Below are 17,206 nucleotides of genomic sequence, written 5' to 3'. Positions count from 1 at the left end.
GCCTTAACCGCGCCCTTGTTGTTGCTGCGCGGTTGCAAAATAACTTTCCTGCAGTCATGGGGGCATTCCGCGCAACTTTCGTCGCCTTTCGGGCGGCGTGATTCGCGCGCAATTCCTCTTTTTGGATGTAGGACGATCATCGAAATGGGATTTCCGCCGGTTCAGGGGCTGTACGATCCACGTAATGAGCATGACGCCTGTGGCGTGGGCTTTGTCGCCCACATCAAGGGCCAGAAAAGCCATTCCATTGTCGATCAAGCCTTGGAAATTCTGCGCAATCTCGATCATCGCGGCGCGGTGGGCGCTGATCCGCTGCTGGGTGACGGCGCCGGGATTCTGATCCAGATTCCAGACCAGCTGTTCCGCAAGTGGGCCGCTTCCGAAGGCAAGGACCTGCCGCAGCCGGGCGATTACGCCGTGGCGATGTGCTTCCTGCCGCAAGAAGAAGCGTCGCGCCTGTTCGTCACCGAATTTTTCGAGAAGTTCATCGCCAAGGAAGGTCAGGAACTGATCGGCTGGCGTGATGTGCCGGTCACCATGGACGGCCTCGGCAAGGCGGTCGTGGATTCGATGCCTGTGATCCGCCAGTGCTTCATCAAGCGTGGCGCGGGCACGCCCGATCAGGACGCGTTCGAACGCAAGCTGCTCGCCATCCGCAAGCAGACGCAGAACCCGCTTGCCTCGATGGCTGAAAAGCACGGACTGTCGGGCGTGACGCAGCTCTACATGCCGAGCTTCTCGACCCGCACAATCGTGTACAAGGGCCTGCTGCTCGCCAATCAGGTCGGTTCGTTCTACGATGATCTCCGCGATGCCGATTGCGTTTCGGCACTCGGTCTCGTCCATCAGCGTTTCAGCACCAACACCTTCCCAAGCTGGAAGCTGGCGCACCCGTTCCGCTTCATCGCCCACAACGGCGAGATCAACACCGTACGCGGCAACGTGAACTGGATGAACGCGCGCCGCCGCACGATGGAATCGGAGCTTCTCGGCCCCGATCTCGACAAGATGTGGCCGCTGATTCCGCATGGCCAGTCGGACACCGCCAGTCTCGACAACGCGCTCGAACTGCTAATCGCGGGCGGATACTCGCTCGCCCATTCGGTGATGATGCTGATCCCCGAAGCCTGGGCCGGCAATCCGCTGATGAGCCCGGCACGCCGCGCGTTCTACGAATATCACGCTGCGTTGATGGAGCCATGGGACGGTCCTGCCGCCGTGGCCTTCACCGATGGCCGCCAGATCGGCGCGACGCTCGATCGGAACGGCCTTCGCCCCGCGCGGTTCTCGATCACGCGCGACGATCTGATCTGCATGGCGTCGGAAAGCGGTGTGCTGCCGTTCCGCGAGGAAGACATTGTCCGCAAGTGGCGCCTCCAGCCCGGCAAGATGCTCCTGATCGACATGGATCAGGGCAAGATCATCGAGGACGAGGAAATCAAGGCCGAGCTGGCCAGTGCAGAACCTTACGAGGAGTGGCTGGAAGCCGCGCAGTACAAGCTGAAGGAACTCGATCTGGTCGAGCCTGAGCTGGCTGCGCTTCCGGTCGAGACGACCTCGTTGCTCGATCGCCAGCAGGCTTTCGGCTACACGCAGGAAGACATCTCGAAGTTCCTCGAGCCGATGGCCGTTGCTGGCGAAGATCCGCTCGGCTCGATGGGCACCGACACGCCGATTGCGGTACTTTCGAAGCGCTCGCGCTTGCTCTACGATTACTTCAAGCAGAACTTTGCGCAGGTCACCAACCCGCCGATCGACCCGATCCGCGAGGAATTGGTGATGTCGCTGGTGTCGATGATCGGCCCGCGTCCGAACCTGCTTGGTCATGACGCGGGCAGCCACAAGCGTCTCGAAGTCGAACAGCCGATCCTCACCAACGAGGATATCGCTAAGATCCGCTCGGTCGAAGCCGCGCTCGACGGCGCGTTCCGTACTGCCACGATCGACACGACCTGGGCCGCCACTGCCGGGGCCGATGGTCTTGAAATGGCGATCAAGGAAATGTGCTGGGCCGCCACTGAAGCGGTTCTCGCCGACAAGAACATCCTGATCCTGTCTGACCGCGGCCAGAACGAAGACCGCATCCCGATGCCTGCGGCACTGGCAACGGCGGCGGTGCACCAGCACCTCGTCCGTCAGGGCCTGCGCATGCAGACCGGGCTTGTCGTCGAAACCGGCGAAGCGCGTGAAGTGCACCACTTCTGCGTGCTGGCAGGCTATGGCGCCGAAGCGATCAACCCCTATCTCGCGCTCGAAACGCTTGAAGCAATCCGGGTCGACAAGGAGCTTCCGCTCGGCCCGAAGGATGTAAAGAAGAACTACATCAAGGCCGTCGGCAAGGGCATCCTCAAGGTCATGTCCAAGATGGGCATCTCGACCTACCAGTCCTATTGCGGCGCGCAGATCTTTGACGCGGTCGGCCTGTCGAGCGCCTTCGTCGATGCCTATTTCACCGGCACCGCCACCAGCATCGAAGGCGTCGGCCTCAAGGAAATCGCCGAGGAAACGGTGCGCCGTCATGCGGCGGCCTATGGCGACAACCCGATCTACAAGAAGATGCTCGACGTGGGCGGCATGTACCAGCTGCGCCTGCGCGGCGAGGAGCACGCCTGGACCGCGTCGAACATCGCCAGCCTGCAGCATGCAGTGCGCGGCAATACGTCTGAAAAGTATCGTGAATTCGCGCAGTCGATCAACGATCAGGCCGAACGGCAGCTGACCATTCGCGGGCTGATGGAACTGAAGAAGGCCGAAGAGCCGATCGACATTTCCGAGGTTGAACCCGCGAGCGAAATCGTCAAGCGCTTCGCCACTGGCGCGATGAGCTATGGATCGATCTCGTGGGAAGCGCACACCACGCTGGCGGTGGCGATGAACCGCATCGGCGGGAAGTCGAACACCGGCGAAGGCGGCGAAGACCCTGCGCGCTTCACCCGCATGGCCAATGGCGATTCGATGCGCTCGGCGATCAAGCAGGTCGCCTCGGGCCGCTTCGGCGTGACCGCGGAATACCTCGTCAATGCCGACGATGTGCAGATCAAGATGGCCCAGGGCGCAAAGCCCGGTGAGGGCGGCCAGCTTCCCGGTGACAAGGTCGACAAGACCATCGGCAAGACCCGCCATTCCACGCCGGGTGTGGGCCTGATTTCGCCGCCGCCGCACCACGATATCTACTCGATCGAGGATCTCGCGCAGCTCATTCACGATCTCAAGAACGTGAACACCAGCGCGCGTATTTCGGTCAAGCTGGTATCCGAAGTGGGTGTCGGCACTGTCGCGGCAGGCGTGTCGAAGGCACGCGCCGATCACGTCACGATCTCGGGCTACGAGGGCGGCACAGGCGCTTCGCCGCTGACGTCTTTGACCCATGCGGGTTCGCCGTGGGAAATCGGCCTCGCCGAAACCCAGCAGACGCTGCTGCTCAACAACCTGCGCAGCCGCATCTGCGTGCAGGCCGACGGCGGCATCCGCACGGGCCGCGACGTGGCAGTTGCCGCGCTGCTCGGCGCGGACGAGTTCGGCTTTGCCACTGCGCCGCTGATTGCGGCCGGCTGCATCATGATGCGCAAGTGCCACTTGAACACCTGCCCTGTCGGCGTCGCCACGCAGGACCCGGTCCTGCGCGCGCGCTTCACCGGCCAGCCCGAACACGTGATCAACTACTTCTTCTTCGTTGCCGAAGAGCTGCGGGCGATCATGGCCGAAATGGGCTTCCGCACTGTCGCCGAAATGGTTGGCCGCGTTGACCGTCTCGATACCAACAAGGCAATCCATCACTGGAAGCTGGAAGGCATCGACCTGTCGAAGCTCCTGCACCGCGTCGAACCGGTTGAGGGCACGACCCTGAACTGGAGCGGCACGCAGGATCACGGCCTCGAAGCCGCGCTCGATCAGGACCTGATCAAGGCCAGTGCCGCCGCGCTCGAAAGCGGCCAGGCGGTTCGCCTCGAACGCACCGTGATCAACGTCAACCGCACGGTTGGCGCGATGCTCTCGGGCGAAGTCGCCAAGAAGTATGGCCACAAGGGCCTGCCCGACAACACCGTCCACGTCTCGTTCAAGGGCGTGGCCGGGCAATCGTTTGGCGCGTTCCTCGCGCACGGCGTCACGCTCGATCTCGTCGGCGATGCCAATGACTATGTCGGCAAGGGCCTTTCGGGCGGTCGGGTGATCGTGCGTCCTCCGGCGCATGTCGAACGTGATCCGTCTGAAAACATCATCGTTGGCAACACCGTGCTTTACGGCGCGATTGCGGGCGAAGCCTATTTCAACGGCGTAGCCGGTGAACGCTTTGCTGTGCGCAATTCGGGCGCCGTTGCGGTGGTCGAAGGCACCGGCGATCACGGCTGCGAATACATGACCGGCGGGGTCGTTGCGGTGCTGGGCAAGACCGGTCGCAACTTCGCGGCAGGCATGTCGGGCGGTATCGCTTACGTCTATGACGTGGACGGTAACTTCGCCCAGCTCGCCAACGGCGCGATGGTCGATCTGCTGCCGATTTCGGCAGAGCGCGACGAAGATGACGGCGCCGGTCGCCCGCAGCAGCGCGGAACCGACGTCTATGACTACGGCATGGGCGACATGCTGCGTCACGACGCGGAACGCCTGCGCGTGCTGGTCGAGCGTCATCACCTGTACACCGGCAGCAGGCGCGCCCGCGAGATCCTCGACAACTGGGCAGACGCACTGCCGAAGTTCGTCAAGGTGATGCCGCGCGACTATGCACGCGCACTCCGCCAGATGGAGGCCGAGCGCCTCGAAGCCGCCTCGGTCGCGGCGGAATAAGGGTTAGATTACAATGGGCAAGGCAACCGGCTTTCTCGAAATCGACCGCAAGGACCGCAGCTACGATGCGCCTTCGGAGCGGCTGAAGCACTACCGCGAATTCGTCATCCCGCATGACGATGCAGGCCTCAAGGGGCAGGCGGCGCGCTGCATGAACTGCGGCATTCCGTACTGTCACAACGGCTGCCCGGTGAACAACCAGATCCCCGACTGGAACCACCTGGTCTATGAAAACGACTGGCGCGAAGCCGTCGACAATCTCCATTCGACCAACAACTTCCCGGAATTCACCGGCCGGATCTGCCCCGCCCCGTGCGAGGCGGCTTGCACGCTGAATATTGTCGACCAGCCGGTCACCATCAAGTCGATCGAATGCGCCATCGTCGATCGCGGGTGGAAAGAGGGCTGGATCGAGCCGCAGGTGCCGGCGAAGAAGACCGGCAAGTCGGTCGCCATCGTTGGCTCCGGCCCCGCAGGAATGGCTGCTGCCCAGCAGCTTGCACGCGCTGGTCATTCGGTGACGGTGTTCGAGAAGAACGACCGAATCGGCGGGCTGCTGCGCTACGGCATTCCTGACTTCAAGATGGAAAAGACCCACATCAACCGCCGCGCGATGCAGATGGAGGCCGAAGGCGTCCAGTTCCGCACCGGGGTGGAAGTGGGCGTAACCGTTTCCTTTGCCAGCTTGCAGGAAAACTTCGACGCAGTCGTGCTTTCCGGCGGCGCGGAAGACCCGCGCGGCCTCGGCATTCCCGGCGCTGAGCTTCCCGGCGTGCGCATGGCGATGGAATTCCTGACCCAGCAGAACAAGCGCAATGCAGGCGACGATGAACTGCGCGCCGCCCCGCGCGGCTCGCTGCTCGCCACCGGCAAGCACGTTGTGGTCATCGGCGGCGGCGATACCGGCTCGGACTGCGTCGGCACCTCGAACCGTCAGGGCGCGGCATCGGTCACCCAGCTTGAAATCATGCCGAAGCCTCCTGAAAAGGAAGACAAGGCGCTGTCATGGCCCAACTGGCCGCTCAAGTTGCGCACCTCGTCGAGCCACGAAGAAGGCTGCGAGCGCGAGTTTGCGGTGCTGACCAAGCGAGTCGTCGGTGAAAACGATGTCGCCGGTCTCGAATGCGTCCGCGTCGAGTGGGTGAATGGCAAGATGGAGGAAGTCGCTGGCAGCGAATTCGTCATCAAGGCCGATCTGATCTTCCTCGCGATGGGCTTCCTCGGTCCGCGCAAGCAGGGTCTGCTCGAACAGGCCGGTGTCGAACTTGACCCGCGCGGCAACGTCAAGGGCAACGTCACCGACTACAAGACCAGCGTCGAGAACGTTTTCGCATGTGGCGACATGCGTCGCGGCCAGAGCCTCGTCGTATGGGCGATCCGCGAAGGCCGCCAGTGCGCCCGCGCCGTGGACGAAGCATTGATGGGTGTGACCCAGCTGCCGCGCTGATTCTTGCGGCTTCAGGAAATTGAAAAGGGGCGTCCGAGCGGGCGCCCCTTTTTTTGATTGATCCCGCAAAAATCGGTTCGTGCTGAGCCTGTCGAAGCACGTGCGCGAGGAGTGAGCGTCATTGCGCGTCCTTCGACAGGCTCAGGACGAATGGACGTTGGGTTTTACCCGTCCGCCTCAACCGCAGTCACCAGAGCGGCCTTGCTTCTGCTCACCAGCAGCTTGTCGATCTTGCGGCCGTCCATGTCGACCACTTCGAAGCGCCATCCCTGATCGTGGAAGTGTTCGCCTTCACCCGGCAGGCGCTTGAGCACCGACAGGCAATACCCCGCCGTCGTCGCAAATTCGCGGTCGTCGGGCAGGTCGATACATAGGCGGTCGGCCAGAGCATCGGCAGGCAGCGCGCCCGATATGAGTAGCGAACCATCCACGCGCTCGATCACCATCGGTTCGTCGCCCGCATCGCCATGGCCGACGAAATTGCCCGCAATTGCGGCGAGCAGGTCGGCGGGCGTCACGATGCCCTCAAGGTGGCCGTATTCGTCATGCACCAGTGCGACCGCCACTTCGGCCTGCTGGATCATGGTCAGCGCATCCATCGTGTCGAGCTGGTCGGGCACGATTGCGGGCTTCTTCATCAGCCGTCCCAACTGCACCTTGCGGCCCCGGAGCAGCGTCGAGAGCACATCGCGCACTTTCACCACGCCGACGATCTTGTCGACCGACCCGTCCGCCACCAGCAGCAGCGAATGGGGGCTGTCCTCGATGGCGGCTCGCAGTTCGATTTCAGGTGCCCGGCGCTCGATCCAGTGGAGCTCGGTGCGCGGGGTCATCACTTCTCGTACCGGGCGCTCGGCCAGCCGCATGATGCCGCTCATCAATGCGCGCTCTTCCTCCTCGATCACGCCGGACCGCGTGGCCTCGGCAAAGATCATGTGGAGTTCCTCGGCGGTAACTTCCTGATCCGACCCCGCCTTTAACCCCATCATGCGGATCAGCAGGCCGGATGATTTGTCGAGCGTCCACACGAACGGCGCGGTCACGCGCGACATCATCGCCATGGCGGGCGCGGCAATCTTGGCAATCGGTTCAGCCGCGCGCAAAGCCAGCTGCTTGGGCACCAATTCGCCGACCACGAGGCTGAGGTAGGTGGTGATCGCAATGACGATGGCAAAACCGATGTCGTCGGCAAAGCGTTCGGGCACGCCCCAGACGACCAGGCGCTCGGCGGTAGGCCCGCCAAGGCTCGACCCCGAGTAGGCACCGGCGATGATGCCGACCAGGGTTATGCCGATTTGCACGGTCGAGAGAAATTTTCCGGGGTCGGCAGCAAGCTCCAGCGCGACTTTCGCGCCCTTGCTGCCTTCCTCTGCCGCCACCTTCAACCGCGCTGGGCGCGCCGAGACGATCGCCAGTTCCGACATGGAAAACAAGCCGTTGAGCACAACAAGGCCCAGTATCAGCAGAACATCAGACCAAGGATAAGGTGTCACAATCGAGGCCCTAGCAGATTTGAGCGGAAACGCGAAAGGGTAGTGGGGAGAGCATGATGCGGTCATCTTGGGTTCCCGTTCGGGAACCGTTCAGTCGAATCGGGCTTATCTCAACTGTCAAAGCGGCAATCCGTTGCATATGATCGCGACCGGGATGCCGATCGAAGGGGACTGGAAATGAAAATTCGTCGTGTAATGATGTCGAGCCTTTGCGCAGTGTCGCTGGTCAGCCTGTCTGCCTGCGTTACCGATCCGAACACGGGTGAACGCAAGGTATCCCGCACTGCCATCGGCGGTATCGGCGGCGCACTTGGCGGTGCCCTGCTGGGCGGGTTGATCGGCGGCAAGACCGGGCGCATCGTCGGCGCAGGCATTGGCGGCGTTGCAGGCGGCGTTATCGGTTACCAGAAAGACAAACAGATCAAGGAACTGCGCGAACAGACCGCAGGCACCGGGATTGATGTCAGCGAAACTGACGGCGGCAACGCCATTCTCGTCAATCTGCCGAACGGCGTCACCTTCGATGTCGACAGTTCGTCGGTAAAGCCCGCCTTCGGCGCGACGCTCGACCGTGTTGCCCAGTCGCTGGTGCAATATCCCAACTCGCTGATCGACGTCTATGGCCACACCGATTCGACCGGGTCGGATACCTACAACCAGGCTTTGTCGGAACGCCGTGCCCGCGCAGTTGCCGATTACCTCACCTCGCGCGGCGTCGGCTATGCCCGAATCCGCAGCCAGGGTTATGGCGAATCGCAGCCGATTGCTTCGAACGATACCGAACAGGGCCGTTCGGCCAATCGCCGCGTTGAAATCAAGATCGTTCCGATCAGCCAGGATGATGTGAACTCGGCCCGCAGCGGCCAGTAACCGCATCCAGCGCACTACAGCGGCGCCGCTCCCGCAAGGGGGCGGCGCCGTTTGCTATGTGAGGCATACGATTCGCGGTTGACCTCCGCGCCCGCGCGCTGGCATCGCCGACGCTTCAAGGAGACTGCCGGATGCCGATCAAACCGCGCCCCATCAACGGACGACTGACCAATCCCGTCGGACTTGGCTGCATGTCGCTTAGCTGGGCCTATGGCAACCGGCCGAGCGACGAGGACGGTATCCACCTGCTCCAGCGCGCGATAGACATAGGCTACGACCACTTCGACACGGCCCGCCTTTACGGTCTGGGCCACAATGAAACGCAGGTCGGCACGGCGCTCCAAGGGCGGCGGGACAAGGTGTTCCTCGCGTCGAAGATGGGCCTTTTTGCCAGCGGCGAAAAGCGCGGGGCCGACTGCCATCCCGATACCATCCGCAGCGAACTCGAAGTCTCGCTCAAGCTGCTGCAGACCGACCACATCGACCTCTACTACATGCACCGCCGCGATTTTGCAGTTCCGATCGAGGATTCGGTGGGCGCCATGGCCGACCTCGTGAAGGAAGGGAAGATCGGCGCAATCGGCCTGTCCGAGATGTCGGCAGAGACATTGCGCAAGGCGGCGGCCGTCCATCCCATTGCCGCGATGCAGACAGAATATTCGCCCTGGACCCGCCAGGCTGAAATTGCCGTGCTTGAGGCTTGCCGTGATCTTGGCACGACTTTCGTGGCGTTCTCGCCGGTCGGGCGCGGCGTGCTGGCGGGCGGGGTCACCGATCCCGCCGCGCTTGAGGAAAAGGACATCCGCCGCACGATGCCGCGCTTTATGGACGATAACTGGCCCCGGAATTTCGCGCTGATCGAGCAATTCAATGCCATTGCCGCGCGTGAGGGCGTCACCCCTGCGCAATTGTCGCTGGCATGGGTGCTTTCGCGCGGTGACCACATCGTCACCATCCCCGGAACCGGCAAGATCGCGCATCTTGAAGAGAACATCGCGCGCTGGGATTGGGAAATACCGGTCGCCGTCGCAGCGGAAGTCGATGCGCTGATCAACCAGCAGACCGTGGCGGGGCACCGCTATGCCGGGGCGATCCTGCCGACGATCGATACCGAGGATTTTGTCTAGGCCAGTCTGGGCCTAGGCGAGTTTCGCCGCGCGGTCGGCAAGTCGCTCGACCGCCGCTGCATGGATGGCAGGCGCGGTGACCAGCAGGCCAAACGCGCGGGGATCGCGCTTGTTGTAGGAAATGGGCTGCCCGAACGCGTCTGAAACGGCGGCGCCAGCCTCGCGCGCGATCAGGGTTGCAGCCGCGATGTCCCATTCGAATCCCCAGCGAAGTGTCGCCAGAAGGTCAGCCTCGTTCGCGCCGACCATGGCAATTCGCAGTGCGATAGAGTTGGGCTTTTCGACCGTGATCAGGTCGGAATCGATGGGCGCAAGACTGTCTGCGGGCACCCGCGCTCCGGGCAATTGCGCGCGGCGGCTGGCGGCCAGCGTATAGTCGTTGCGCTTGGCACCTTGCCCCGCAACCGCCGACCAGTATTCATCGCGTGCAGGTGCGCTCAGCGCACCGATCAGCGCGCGACCTTCGCTGACCAGCGCGACCGAGACCGACCAGCCGGTGCGGCCCCGGATAAAATCGCGCGTGCCGTCTATGGGATCGACCAGCCAGCACAGGCCGCGGCCCAGCCGCTCGGGGTGATCGACAGTCTCTTCCGAGAGCCACCCTGCCGCGGGCAGCAGCGCCATCAATTCGCGCTTGAGAAAGGCATCGACCGCCAGATCCGCGTCGCACACGGGGCTGCCCGGCGTCTTTTCCCACACGTTCAGGGCATGACCATGGCCCGGCCATGTCGCCATCGCCATGGCGCCTGCCTGGCGGACAATCTGGTGAAGGCGGTCATGGTCGATCATGCGATTTCCGGCAGGTGGCCCTTTCGCGGCGGCGGCGCAAGGCGCGTTGGCCTCATCTTTGGCTTAGGCGCGTGTTTACGCCCCTTTTCAAGCCGTCTTTGCTGTGCTTTAGGCGTCGCGACTCAAAGCACCAACGGCGGTGCATACCTTTGCGCCAATGGCGGCGCGCCTGATGGTCTTCCGGGTTTCTAGCCGGGGCCAATTCAAAGCGGGGATCACGCATGAACGTTCATGAATATCAGGGCAAGGAACTGCTTGCGAAGTTTGGCGTAGGCATTCCGGCAGGCATTGCCGCGCTGACCGTTGAAGAAGCCGTTGCCGCCGCCAAGCAGCTTCCGGGGCCGCTCTATGTCGTCAAGGCGCAGATCCATGCTGGCGGTCGCGGCAAGGGCAAGTTCAAGGAACTTCCCGCCGATGCCAAGGGCGGCGTGCGTCTCGCCAAGAGCATCGAGGAAGTCGAAGCTTTCGCCAAGGAAATGCTCGGCAACACCCTCGTTACCATCCAGACCGGCGATGCCGGCAAGCAGGTCAACCGCCTTTACGTGACCGATGGCGTTGATATCGCGAAGGAATATTACCTGTCGATGGTCGTCGATCGCGCCAGCAGCCGTGTTGCGATGATCGTCTCGACCGAAGGCGGTATGGACATCGAAGACGTCGCGCACTCGACGCCTGAAAAGATCGCCACGATCACGATCGATCCGGCAGAAGGCTTCATGCCGCACCACGGCCGCGCCGTCGGCTATGCGCTGAAGCTCACGGGTGACCTCAACAAGCAGGCTGCCAAGATTGCCGAGCAGCTCTACACTGCTTTCGTCACGCTCGATTGCGACATGCTCGAAATCAATCCGCTGGTGGAAACGAAAGACGGCAACCTGCTCGTCCTCGACACCAAGATGAGCTTCGATTCGAACGCGCTCTACCGTCACCCCGACGTTTTCGCCCTGCGCGACGAGACCGAGGAAGACCCGGCGGAAATCGAAGCGTCGAAGTATGACCTCGCCTACATCAAGCTCGACGGCAACATCGGCTGCATGGTCAACGGCGCGGGCCTGGCCATGGCAACGATGGACATCATCAAGCTGAACGGCGAATTCCCGGCCAACTTCCTCGACGTTGGCGGCGGCGCCACCAAGGAGAAGGTGACGGCAGCGTTCAAGATCATCCTCAAGGACCCTGCCGTGAAGGGCATTCTCGTCAACATCTTCGGCGGGATCATGAAGTGCGACATCATCGCCGACGGCATTGTCGCCGCGGCGAAGGAAGTGAACCTCTCGGTTCCGCTGGTCGTGCGCCTTGAAGGCACCAACGTCCAGCAGGGCAAGGACATTCTGGCAAACTCCGGCCTGCCGATCGTCGCTGCCAACGATCTCGGCGATGCCGCCAAAAAGATCGTCGCCGAAGTGCGTGCAGTCGCCTGACCTTCGTCTGACGGTTGCAGATCAAAGGGGCGCTGGGCAACCGGCGCCCCTTTTTGCATCAGGCCAGCCCCTCCCTTTGGGCGGTTGACGTTTACGTAAGCGCGAATTATGCCGCGCTAACTGGTTTTGAGGAAAGGACGCTTGGCGATGAAAGCCCTGGTCTGCGTGAAGCGCGTGATAGATTACAACGTGAAGCCTCGCGTGAAGAGCGACGGTTCTGGTGTTGATCTTGCGAACGTGAAGATGAGCATGAACCCGTTTGACGAGATTGCGGTCGAGGAAGCCATTCGCCTGAAGGAGAAGGGCGTTGTGACCGAGATCGTGGCGGTTTCGGTGGGTCCGCAGAAGGCGCAGGAGACGCTGCGCACGGCGCTGGCGATGGGCGCGGACCGGGCGATTCTGGTGATGAGCGACGACGAGGTCGAGCCGCTGGCGGTGGCCAAGATCATTGCGGGCATCGCCGGCGAAGAGGCTCCGGGCCTGATCATCACCGGCAAGCAGGCGATCGACGACGATTCGAACCAGGTCGGCCAGATGGTCGCGGCATTGCTCGGGCGTCCGCAGGGCACCTTTGCCAACGAGATTACGGTTGAGGGCGATGCGGTCGTGGTCAAGCGCGAGATCGACGGGGGTCTGCAGACGGTGAAGCTGGCGCTGCCTGCGGTGGTCACCACCGACTTGCGCCTGAACGAGCCGCGCTATGCAAGCCTGCCCAACATCATGAAGGCCAAGTCCAAGCCCTTGGCGAACAAGACGCCCGCCGATTACGGCGTCGACACCGCGCCGCGGCTCAAGACGCTGACGGTAAGCGAACCGCCGGTGCGCAGCGCCGGGATCAAGGTCGCCGACGTCGATGCGCTGGTCGCCAAGCTCAAGGAAATGGGCGTAGCCTGAGGGCTGCCCCGTTCCCCCATTCCCCGTTCGGGCTGAGCTTGTCGAAGCCCGCACGCCTTGCCCGCGTCCTTCGACAGGCTCAGGACGAACGGATCAGAGGATAGACAGATGAAGACACTGGTTCTGGTCGAACACGACAACGCATCGGTCAAGGATGCCACACTGGCCGCCGTCACCGCTGCCAGCCAGCTTGGCGAAGTGACCGCGCTGGTCGCAGGCGCGGATTGTGACGGCGCCGCGCAGGCTGCCGCGCAGATCGCAGGCGTTGCCAAGGTCATCAAGGCTGATGACGCGGCGCTCGCCAATGCGCTGGCGGAAAACCTCGCGCCGCTGGTGGCAAGCCTGATGGCGGACTACGACGCCTTCGTCGCGCCTGCCACCACCACCGGCAAGAACGTCGCGCCGCGCGTGGCCGCGCTGCTCGACGTGATGCAGGTATCGGACATCCTCTCGGTCGAGGGTCCCCGGACGTTCACCCGCCCGATCTATGCCGGCAACGCCATCGCCACGGTCGAAAGCAGCGACGCCAAGCTGGTGATCACCGTGCGCGGCACCGCCTTTGCCAAGGCTGACGCGACCGGCGGCAGTGCATCGGTCGAAGCCGTCAGCGCCACCCCCGACAGCGGCCTCAGCAGCTTCGTCAGCGCCGAGATCGCCAAGTCCGAGCGTCCGGAACTGACCAGCGCCAAGATCATCGTCTCGGGCGGCCGCGCGCTCAAGGACGCCGCGACGTTCGAGCAGGTCATCACGCCGCTGGCGGACAAGCTCGGCGCGGGCATCGGTGCAAGCCGCGCGGCGGTCGACGCAGGCTACGTGCCCAACGACTACCAGGTCGGCCAGACCGGCAAGATCGTCGCTCCCGAAGTCTATATCGCGGTCGGCATCTCGGGCGCGATCCAGCATCTTGCGGGCATGAAGGACTCCAAGACCATCATCGCCATCAACAAGGACGAAGACGCCCCGATCTTCCAGGTCGCAGACCTCGGCCTCGTCGGCGACCTGTTCACGCTGGTGCCCGAACTGACCGGCAAGCTCTGAGCCACAAACCACCGCGTGTTGGAGAGTTTCCCCGGGAAAACTCTCCAACATCGTTGAACACAAACACAAAAAGGCCCCGCCGAAACGCGAGGCCTTTTTTGTTTGTCAGGCGAGCACCAGCGTCAGACATTGGCTGAAATCGTCGAGCACATAGTCCGCAAAAGCCTCGCAGTTTACGAAGCCGTGCTTGCGGTAGAGTCCGAGGGCGGGCTCGAAGGCGGGGCCTTGGCCAGTCTCGAGGCTGACGCGACTATAGCTGCGCTGGCGGGCCACCGCGAGCAGGTGGAGCAGGACGGCTTCGCCGATACCCTTGCCCAACCACTCAGGCGCCACGCGCATGGACTTGAGTTCGCCCTGATGCGCATCCAGTTCCCGGATGGCACCCATGCCTGCGAGCGCCTCACTCACCCAGGCCGAAAAGAATGTCACGCCTGGCTGGCGCAGTCGCTCGACAGGCAGGGCATGCACCTTGCACGCAGGTGAACTGGCATGCATTCCTGAAAGATGGAATGAAACCAACGACCTGATGGCGTCGCCCTCGAGATCGTCCTCGATGATCGAAAGTCCATCCATGCTTTCCCCTTTTGCGGTTCGGACAACAGAGCTTATCGAGTTATAGTGCATATGAGGCAATACTGTTCAGGGCAGACCGTCCTTGCCCGAACAGCAGAAAATTTCACCGTTTGACTCGCTGGGTCCGAAGGCGCACCCCCTGCGATACTTGATGCCGAGCCATAATGGGTCGCCCGACGCAAGCAAAACTGACGGAGGGCATTTCAGCTCTCCGCTGTTCGGGAGAGACTCACATGAAGACCATGATGCTGTTGTGCGCGCTCGCACTATCCGGCGCTTCCCCTGTACTTGCCCAGGACTATCCCTTGGTAGGCGGGGATTACATCAGTGTTTCAATGATTTCGGTCGATGACGGCCACGATCTGGAATATGCCAATCACCTTGCTGGCATGTGGCGCAAGGGCCAGGATTATGCGGTGAAGCAGGGCTGGATCACCGGCTACGAGATCCAGACCAACGAATTCAAGCGTCCTGGCGAGGCCGATATGTACCTCGTGACGCGGTTCAGCAAGTTTGCCGATCCCGCACAGGAAGAAGCCCGCGAGAAGGCCTACAATGCCTATATGAATTCGACCGCCGCGCAGATGCAAACGGCATCAGGCGAGCGGGCGAAGTATCGCAAGGTCATGGGCGGGCTGTTGCTGCGCGCCTGGAAGTGGAAGAACTGAACGCAAGGCACACTTGAGCAGGAACGCCGGGCAACTCCGGCGCTCCGGTTCTCAGGCTCGCTCTCGGGCCGGCTTTCAGGAGCTGTGCTTGTTTGCCTTGCGCCTGCCGAAGCGCATGCCGGTTTCCAGCCGTGCCCGCAGCTGTGCGTAATAGGCTTCGAGAAAGGCGCGCTCGTCACCCGATCCGGCGCTCCAGCCAATCTTGCGGCAGATCGTCTGGGCCACGTCGCGCATCGCTTCCTCGCGACTGTCGCGCAGTACGCGTTCGAGCACTTGCAGTTCCATTTCGCCATAGACGGCAAGGTCGGCATCGCTGAACCGGTACTGCGCGCCCGTCTCGGCCGAGGTTCCCCGTGCTGCCGTTCCCGTCGAAAGCGCCTGCTCCAGCTTGCGTTTGGGTGCCTCGACCACCCACGTTCCGGCGATCAGATCGCCGCAGCGCAGCCTATCGCGGTTGAAGAACGGGAAGAAGGCGAAGATCAGGAACCACGCAAGGCCTGCCCAGCCGGCAAGGTCGGTGTCGCTGCCTTCGGCCCAGGCTGAAAAGAAGAAGACCAGTGGCATGAACAGTTCGATGTCACGTACCAGATTGCGCGCGATCACCGCTTCGGTCGTCAGCCGCGCGCCGGAACTGCCGCTGGCCCGCGCCGCCACGCGAATGCCGGTGATGCGCTTGCCCGGCGTGGCCCCGCGTGCCCCCAGTTCGAAAAACAGGAACCAGGCATTGCGGAACAGGAACAGCGCGACGATCCACAACACGCCAAGCGCTTGCATGGCATGAGCGGCCGGGTTCTTGCCTTCGACGTCCAGCCCGACGCCCTCGGCCACTTTCATCAGGATAAGCGTCATTCCGATCATTGCGCCGACGATCATCGCAAGGTCGAGGAACAGCGCGGCCGCTCGCGCTCCGCGAGAAGCGAGGAGGAAGGGGAGCGGCACGCCTTCGGGTGTGATCACCATGCGACGCCGCCGGTCTTCGTGGTCGAGCGGCGTGCGCGGGGCGCGTCCCTTGCGGAAGGGGAGGGCGATGGCCATCAGGCCTTCCCTCCGCGCCGGAACGCGAAGAAATAGCCGGTCCATGCCACCAGCATAAAGCCGCCCACCGTGAGCCGCGAGGGCGTCGAATCGACCAGCTGGCGAGCGAAGCCTTCAAGGATGGCAGCGACGATCAGCATGAGCACCACGCCGGTCATGACTTGCGCTGCGCGCCGCCCTGCTGTGGCAGCGGCGTCGAGCACCGAGGCATTGCCGGGAAAGGCCATGGCTCGCCCGATGTGGATGCCCGATGCCCCCGCCAGCAGGATCGCGAACAATTCGGTGGTGCCGTGGATCGAGAGCCAGCCGATGAAATCGAGCAGCAGGCCCTGTCCGTGATAGAGCCACAGCATCGCACCCAGCAACGCCGTGTTCTGAATCAGCAGCAACATCGTCGGCAGGCCAAAGGCAAAGCCCAGCGCGAAGCACAGGATCGAGACTCGCGCATTGTTGCTGAACAGTTGGGCGGCAAACACGCTCATCCCGTCCTGGTCCTGATTGCCGAACAAGGTTCCATGCAAGACCTCGCGGCTGGCGCCGGGCACGCGCTCGTCGGCAAAGCCGCTGGAGACGAGGGCGTAGTACCATTCAGGATTCGCGGCGACGAGCAGCCAGCCCACCGCCACACCCGCCACCATCAAGGCCAGCGCGACGAGAATGTCGAAGCCGAGGCCACGCACCGCCGCGCTCCATTCGCCACCGAGGAAACGTTTGAACCACGACCACAAAGAGGCGCGCGGGCCATAGACGAGGAACCACGCGCGCTGGGTCAATGTTTCGAGATAGGCAACCAGCGCCGCATCGAGCGAGGTTTCACGCGCGATCGAGAGGCTGGACGCTGCCGTGCGGTAGAGCACGGGCAGGGCGAGCAGGTCTTCGTCCGAAAGCTTGCGCATCCGGCCTGATTCCATGCGCGTGACGATGGCATCCAGCCGCGTCCAGTCACCCTCGCGCTCCAGTCGGAACCGGTCTGACCGCAGCGCGGCCTGTTCTGCCGCCACGGCCTGTTGCGGGGCCTTGGTGAACCATCCGCCGATCGTCCGGGCCAGTGCGCTGGATGCCATGG

13 protein-coding genes are annotated in these 17,206 nt (G+C 62.9%); 8 read left to right on the top strand and 5 right to left on the bottom strand.

The window, feature by feature from the left end; all coding sequences use genetic code 11:
• The first annotated feature begins 144 nt into the window (after positions 1 to 144).
• Entirely contained in the window at positions 145 to 4,785 is a 4,641-nt protein-coding gene (gene gltB, locus RM192_RS15145; RefSeq protein WP_311508390.1) for a glutamate synthase large subunit, read from the top strand.
• Positions 4,786 to 4,798: 13 nt separating this feature from the next.
• Positions 4,799 to 6,232 (top strand): glutamate synthase subunit beta, encoded by a 1,434-nt coding sequence (locus RM192_RS15140; protein ID WP_311508389.1) that lies wholly within the window; start codon positions 4,799 to 4,801, stop codon positions 6,230 to 6,232.
• 164 nt (positions 6,233 to 6,396) lie between these two features.
• Here RM192_RS15140 and RM192_RS15135 read toward each other — a convergent pair whose 3' ends face one another.
• The gene (locus RM192_RS15135; RefSeq protein WP_311508388.1) at positions 6,397 to 7,725 is read right to left on the bottom strand and encodes a hemolysin family protein; all 1,329 of its coding nucleotides are present in this window, start codon (positions 7,723 to 7,725) and stop codon (positions 6,397 to 6,399) included.
• A 177-nt stretch (positions 7,726 to 7,902) separates the two neighbouring features.
• On the opposite strand from RM192_RS15135, the gene RM192_RS15130 reads away from it, so the two are divergent.
• Together RM192_RS15130 and RM192_RS15125 are read left to right on the top strand one after the other, a co-directional pair.
• Complete coding sequence (locus tag RM192_RS15130; protein ID WP_311508387.1) at positions 7,903 to 8,595, top strand: OmpA family protein; 693 nt, start codon at positions 7,903 to 7,905, stop codon at positions 8,593 to 8,595.
• 131 nt (positions 8,596 to 8,726) lie between these two features.
• Positions 8,727 to 9,722 (top strand): aldo/keto reductase, encoded by a 996-nt coding sequence (locus tag RM192_RS15125; RefSeq protein WP_311508386.1) that lies wholly within the window; start codon positions 8,727 to 8,729, stop codon positions 9,720 to 9,722.
• Between the two features lie 12 nt (positions 9,723 to 9,734).
• Here RM192_RS15125 and RM192_RS15120 read toward each other — a convergent pair whose 3' ends face one another.
• The gene (locus RM192_RS15120; protein ID WP_311508385.1) at positions 9,735 to 10,511 is read right to left on the bottom strand and encodes a 3'(2'),5'-bisphosphate nucleotidase CysQ; all 777 of its coding nucleotides are present in this window, start codon (positions 10,509 to 10,511) and stop codon (positions 9,735 to 9,737) included.
• Between the two features lie 221 nt (positions 10,512 to 10,732).
• Between RM192_RS15120 and sucC the strand changes: the two genes are divergently transcribed.
• From sucC to RM192_RS15105, 3 genes are all read left to right on the top strand, one after another.
• Positions 10,733 to 11,932 (top strand): ADP-forming succinate--CoA ligase subunit beta, encoded by a 1,200-nt coding sequence (sucC, locus tag RM192_RS15115; RefSeq protein ID WP_311508384.1) that lies wholly within the window; start codon positions 10,733 to 10,735, stop codon positions 11,930 to 11,932.
• 147 nt (positions 11,933 to 12,079) lie between these two features.
• A complete protein-coding gene (locus RM192_RS15110) occupies positions 12,080 to 12,826 on the top strand; it encodes an electron transfer flavoprotein subunit beta/FixA family protein (protein WP_311505855.1) in 747 nt (248 codons plus the stop codon).
• Positions 12,827 to 12,934: 108 nt separating this feature from the next.
• Entirely contained in the window at positions 12,935 to 13,864 is a 930-nt protein-coding gene (locus RM192_RS15105; protein WP_311505856.1) for an electron transfer flavoprotein subunit alpha/FixB family protein, read from the top strand.
• 105 nt (positions 13,865 to 13,969) lie between these two features.
• On the opposite strand, the gene RM192_RS15100 is transcribed toward RM192_RS15105, so the two are convergent.
• The gene (locus RM192_RS15100) at positions 13,970 to 14,437 is read right to left on the bottom strand and encodes a GNAT family N-acetyltransferase (protein WP_311508383.1); all 468 of its coding nucleotides are present in this window, start codon (positions 14,435 to 14,437) and stop codon (positions 13,970 to 13,972) included.
• 233 nt (positions 14,438 to 14,670) lie between these two features.
• Here RM192_RS15100 and RM192_RS15095 point away from each other — a divergent pair, with 233 nt between their 5' ends.
• Complete coding sequence (locus RM192_RS15095; RefSeq protein ID WP_311508382.1) at positions 14,671 to 15,105, top strand: hypothetical protein; 435 nt, start codon at positions 14,671 to 14,673, stop codon at positions 15,103 to 15,105.
• Between the two features lie 75 nt (positions 15,106 to 15,180).
• Here RM192_RS15095 and RM192_RS15090 read toward each other — a convergent pair whose 3' ends face one another.
• Together RM192_RS15090 and RM192_RS15085 are read right to left on the bottom strand one after the other, a co-directional pair.
• Positions 15,181 to 16,140 carry an RDD family protein gene (locus RM192_RS15090; RefSeq protein WP_311508381.1) on the bottom strand — a complete coding sequence of 320 codons (960 nt, stop codon included), beginning with the start codon at positions 16,138 to 16,140 and terminating at the stop codon, positions 15,181 to 15,183.
• Positions 16,140 to 17,204, bottom strand: coding sequence for a stage II sporulation protein M (locus RM192_RS15085; protein ID WP_311508380.1), 1,065 nt, complete (start codon positions 17,202 to 17,204; stop codon positions 16,140 to 16,142). Before RM192_RS15085 ends, RM192_RS15090 begins: the two co-directional genes overlap by 1 nt.
• Between the last annotated feature and the right edge of the window lie 2 nt (positions 17,205 to 17,206).

Source organism: Novosphingobium sp. MMS21-SN21R (assembly GCF_031846015.1).
Lineage (GTDB): Bacteria > Pseudomonadota > Alphaproteobacteria > Sphingomonadales > Sphingomonadaceae > Novosphingobium.
Note: the sequence above shows the minus strand (reverse complement) of the source record. Positions and strands in the feature narration are given on the sequence as shown.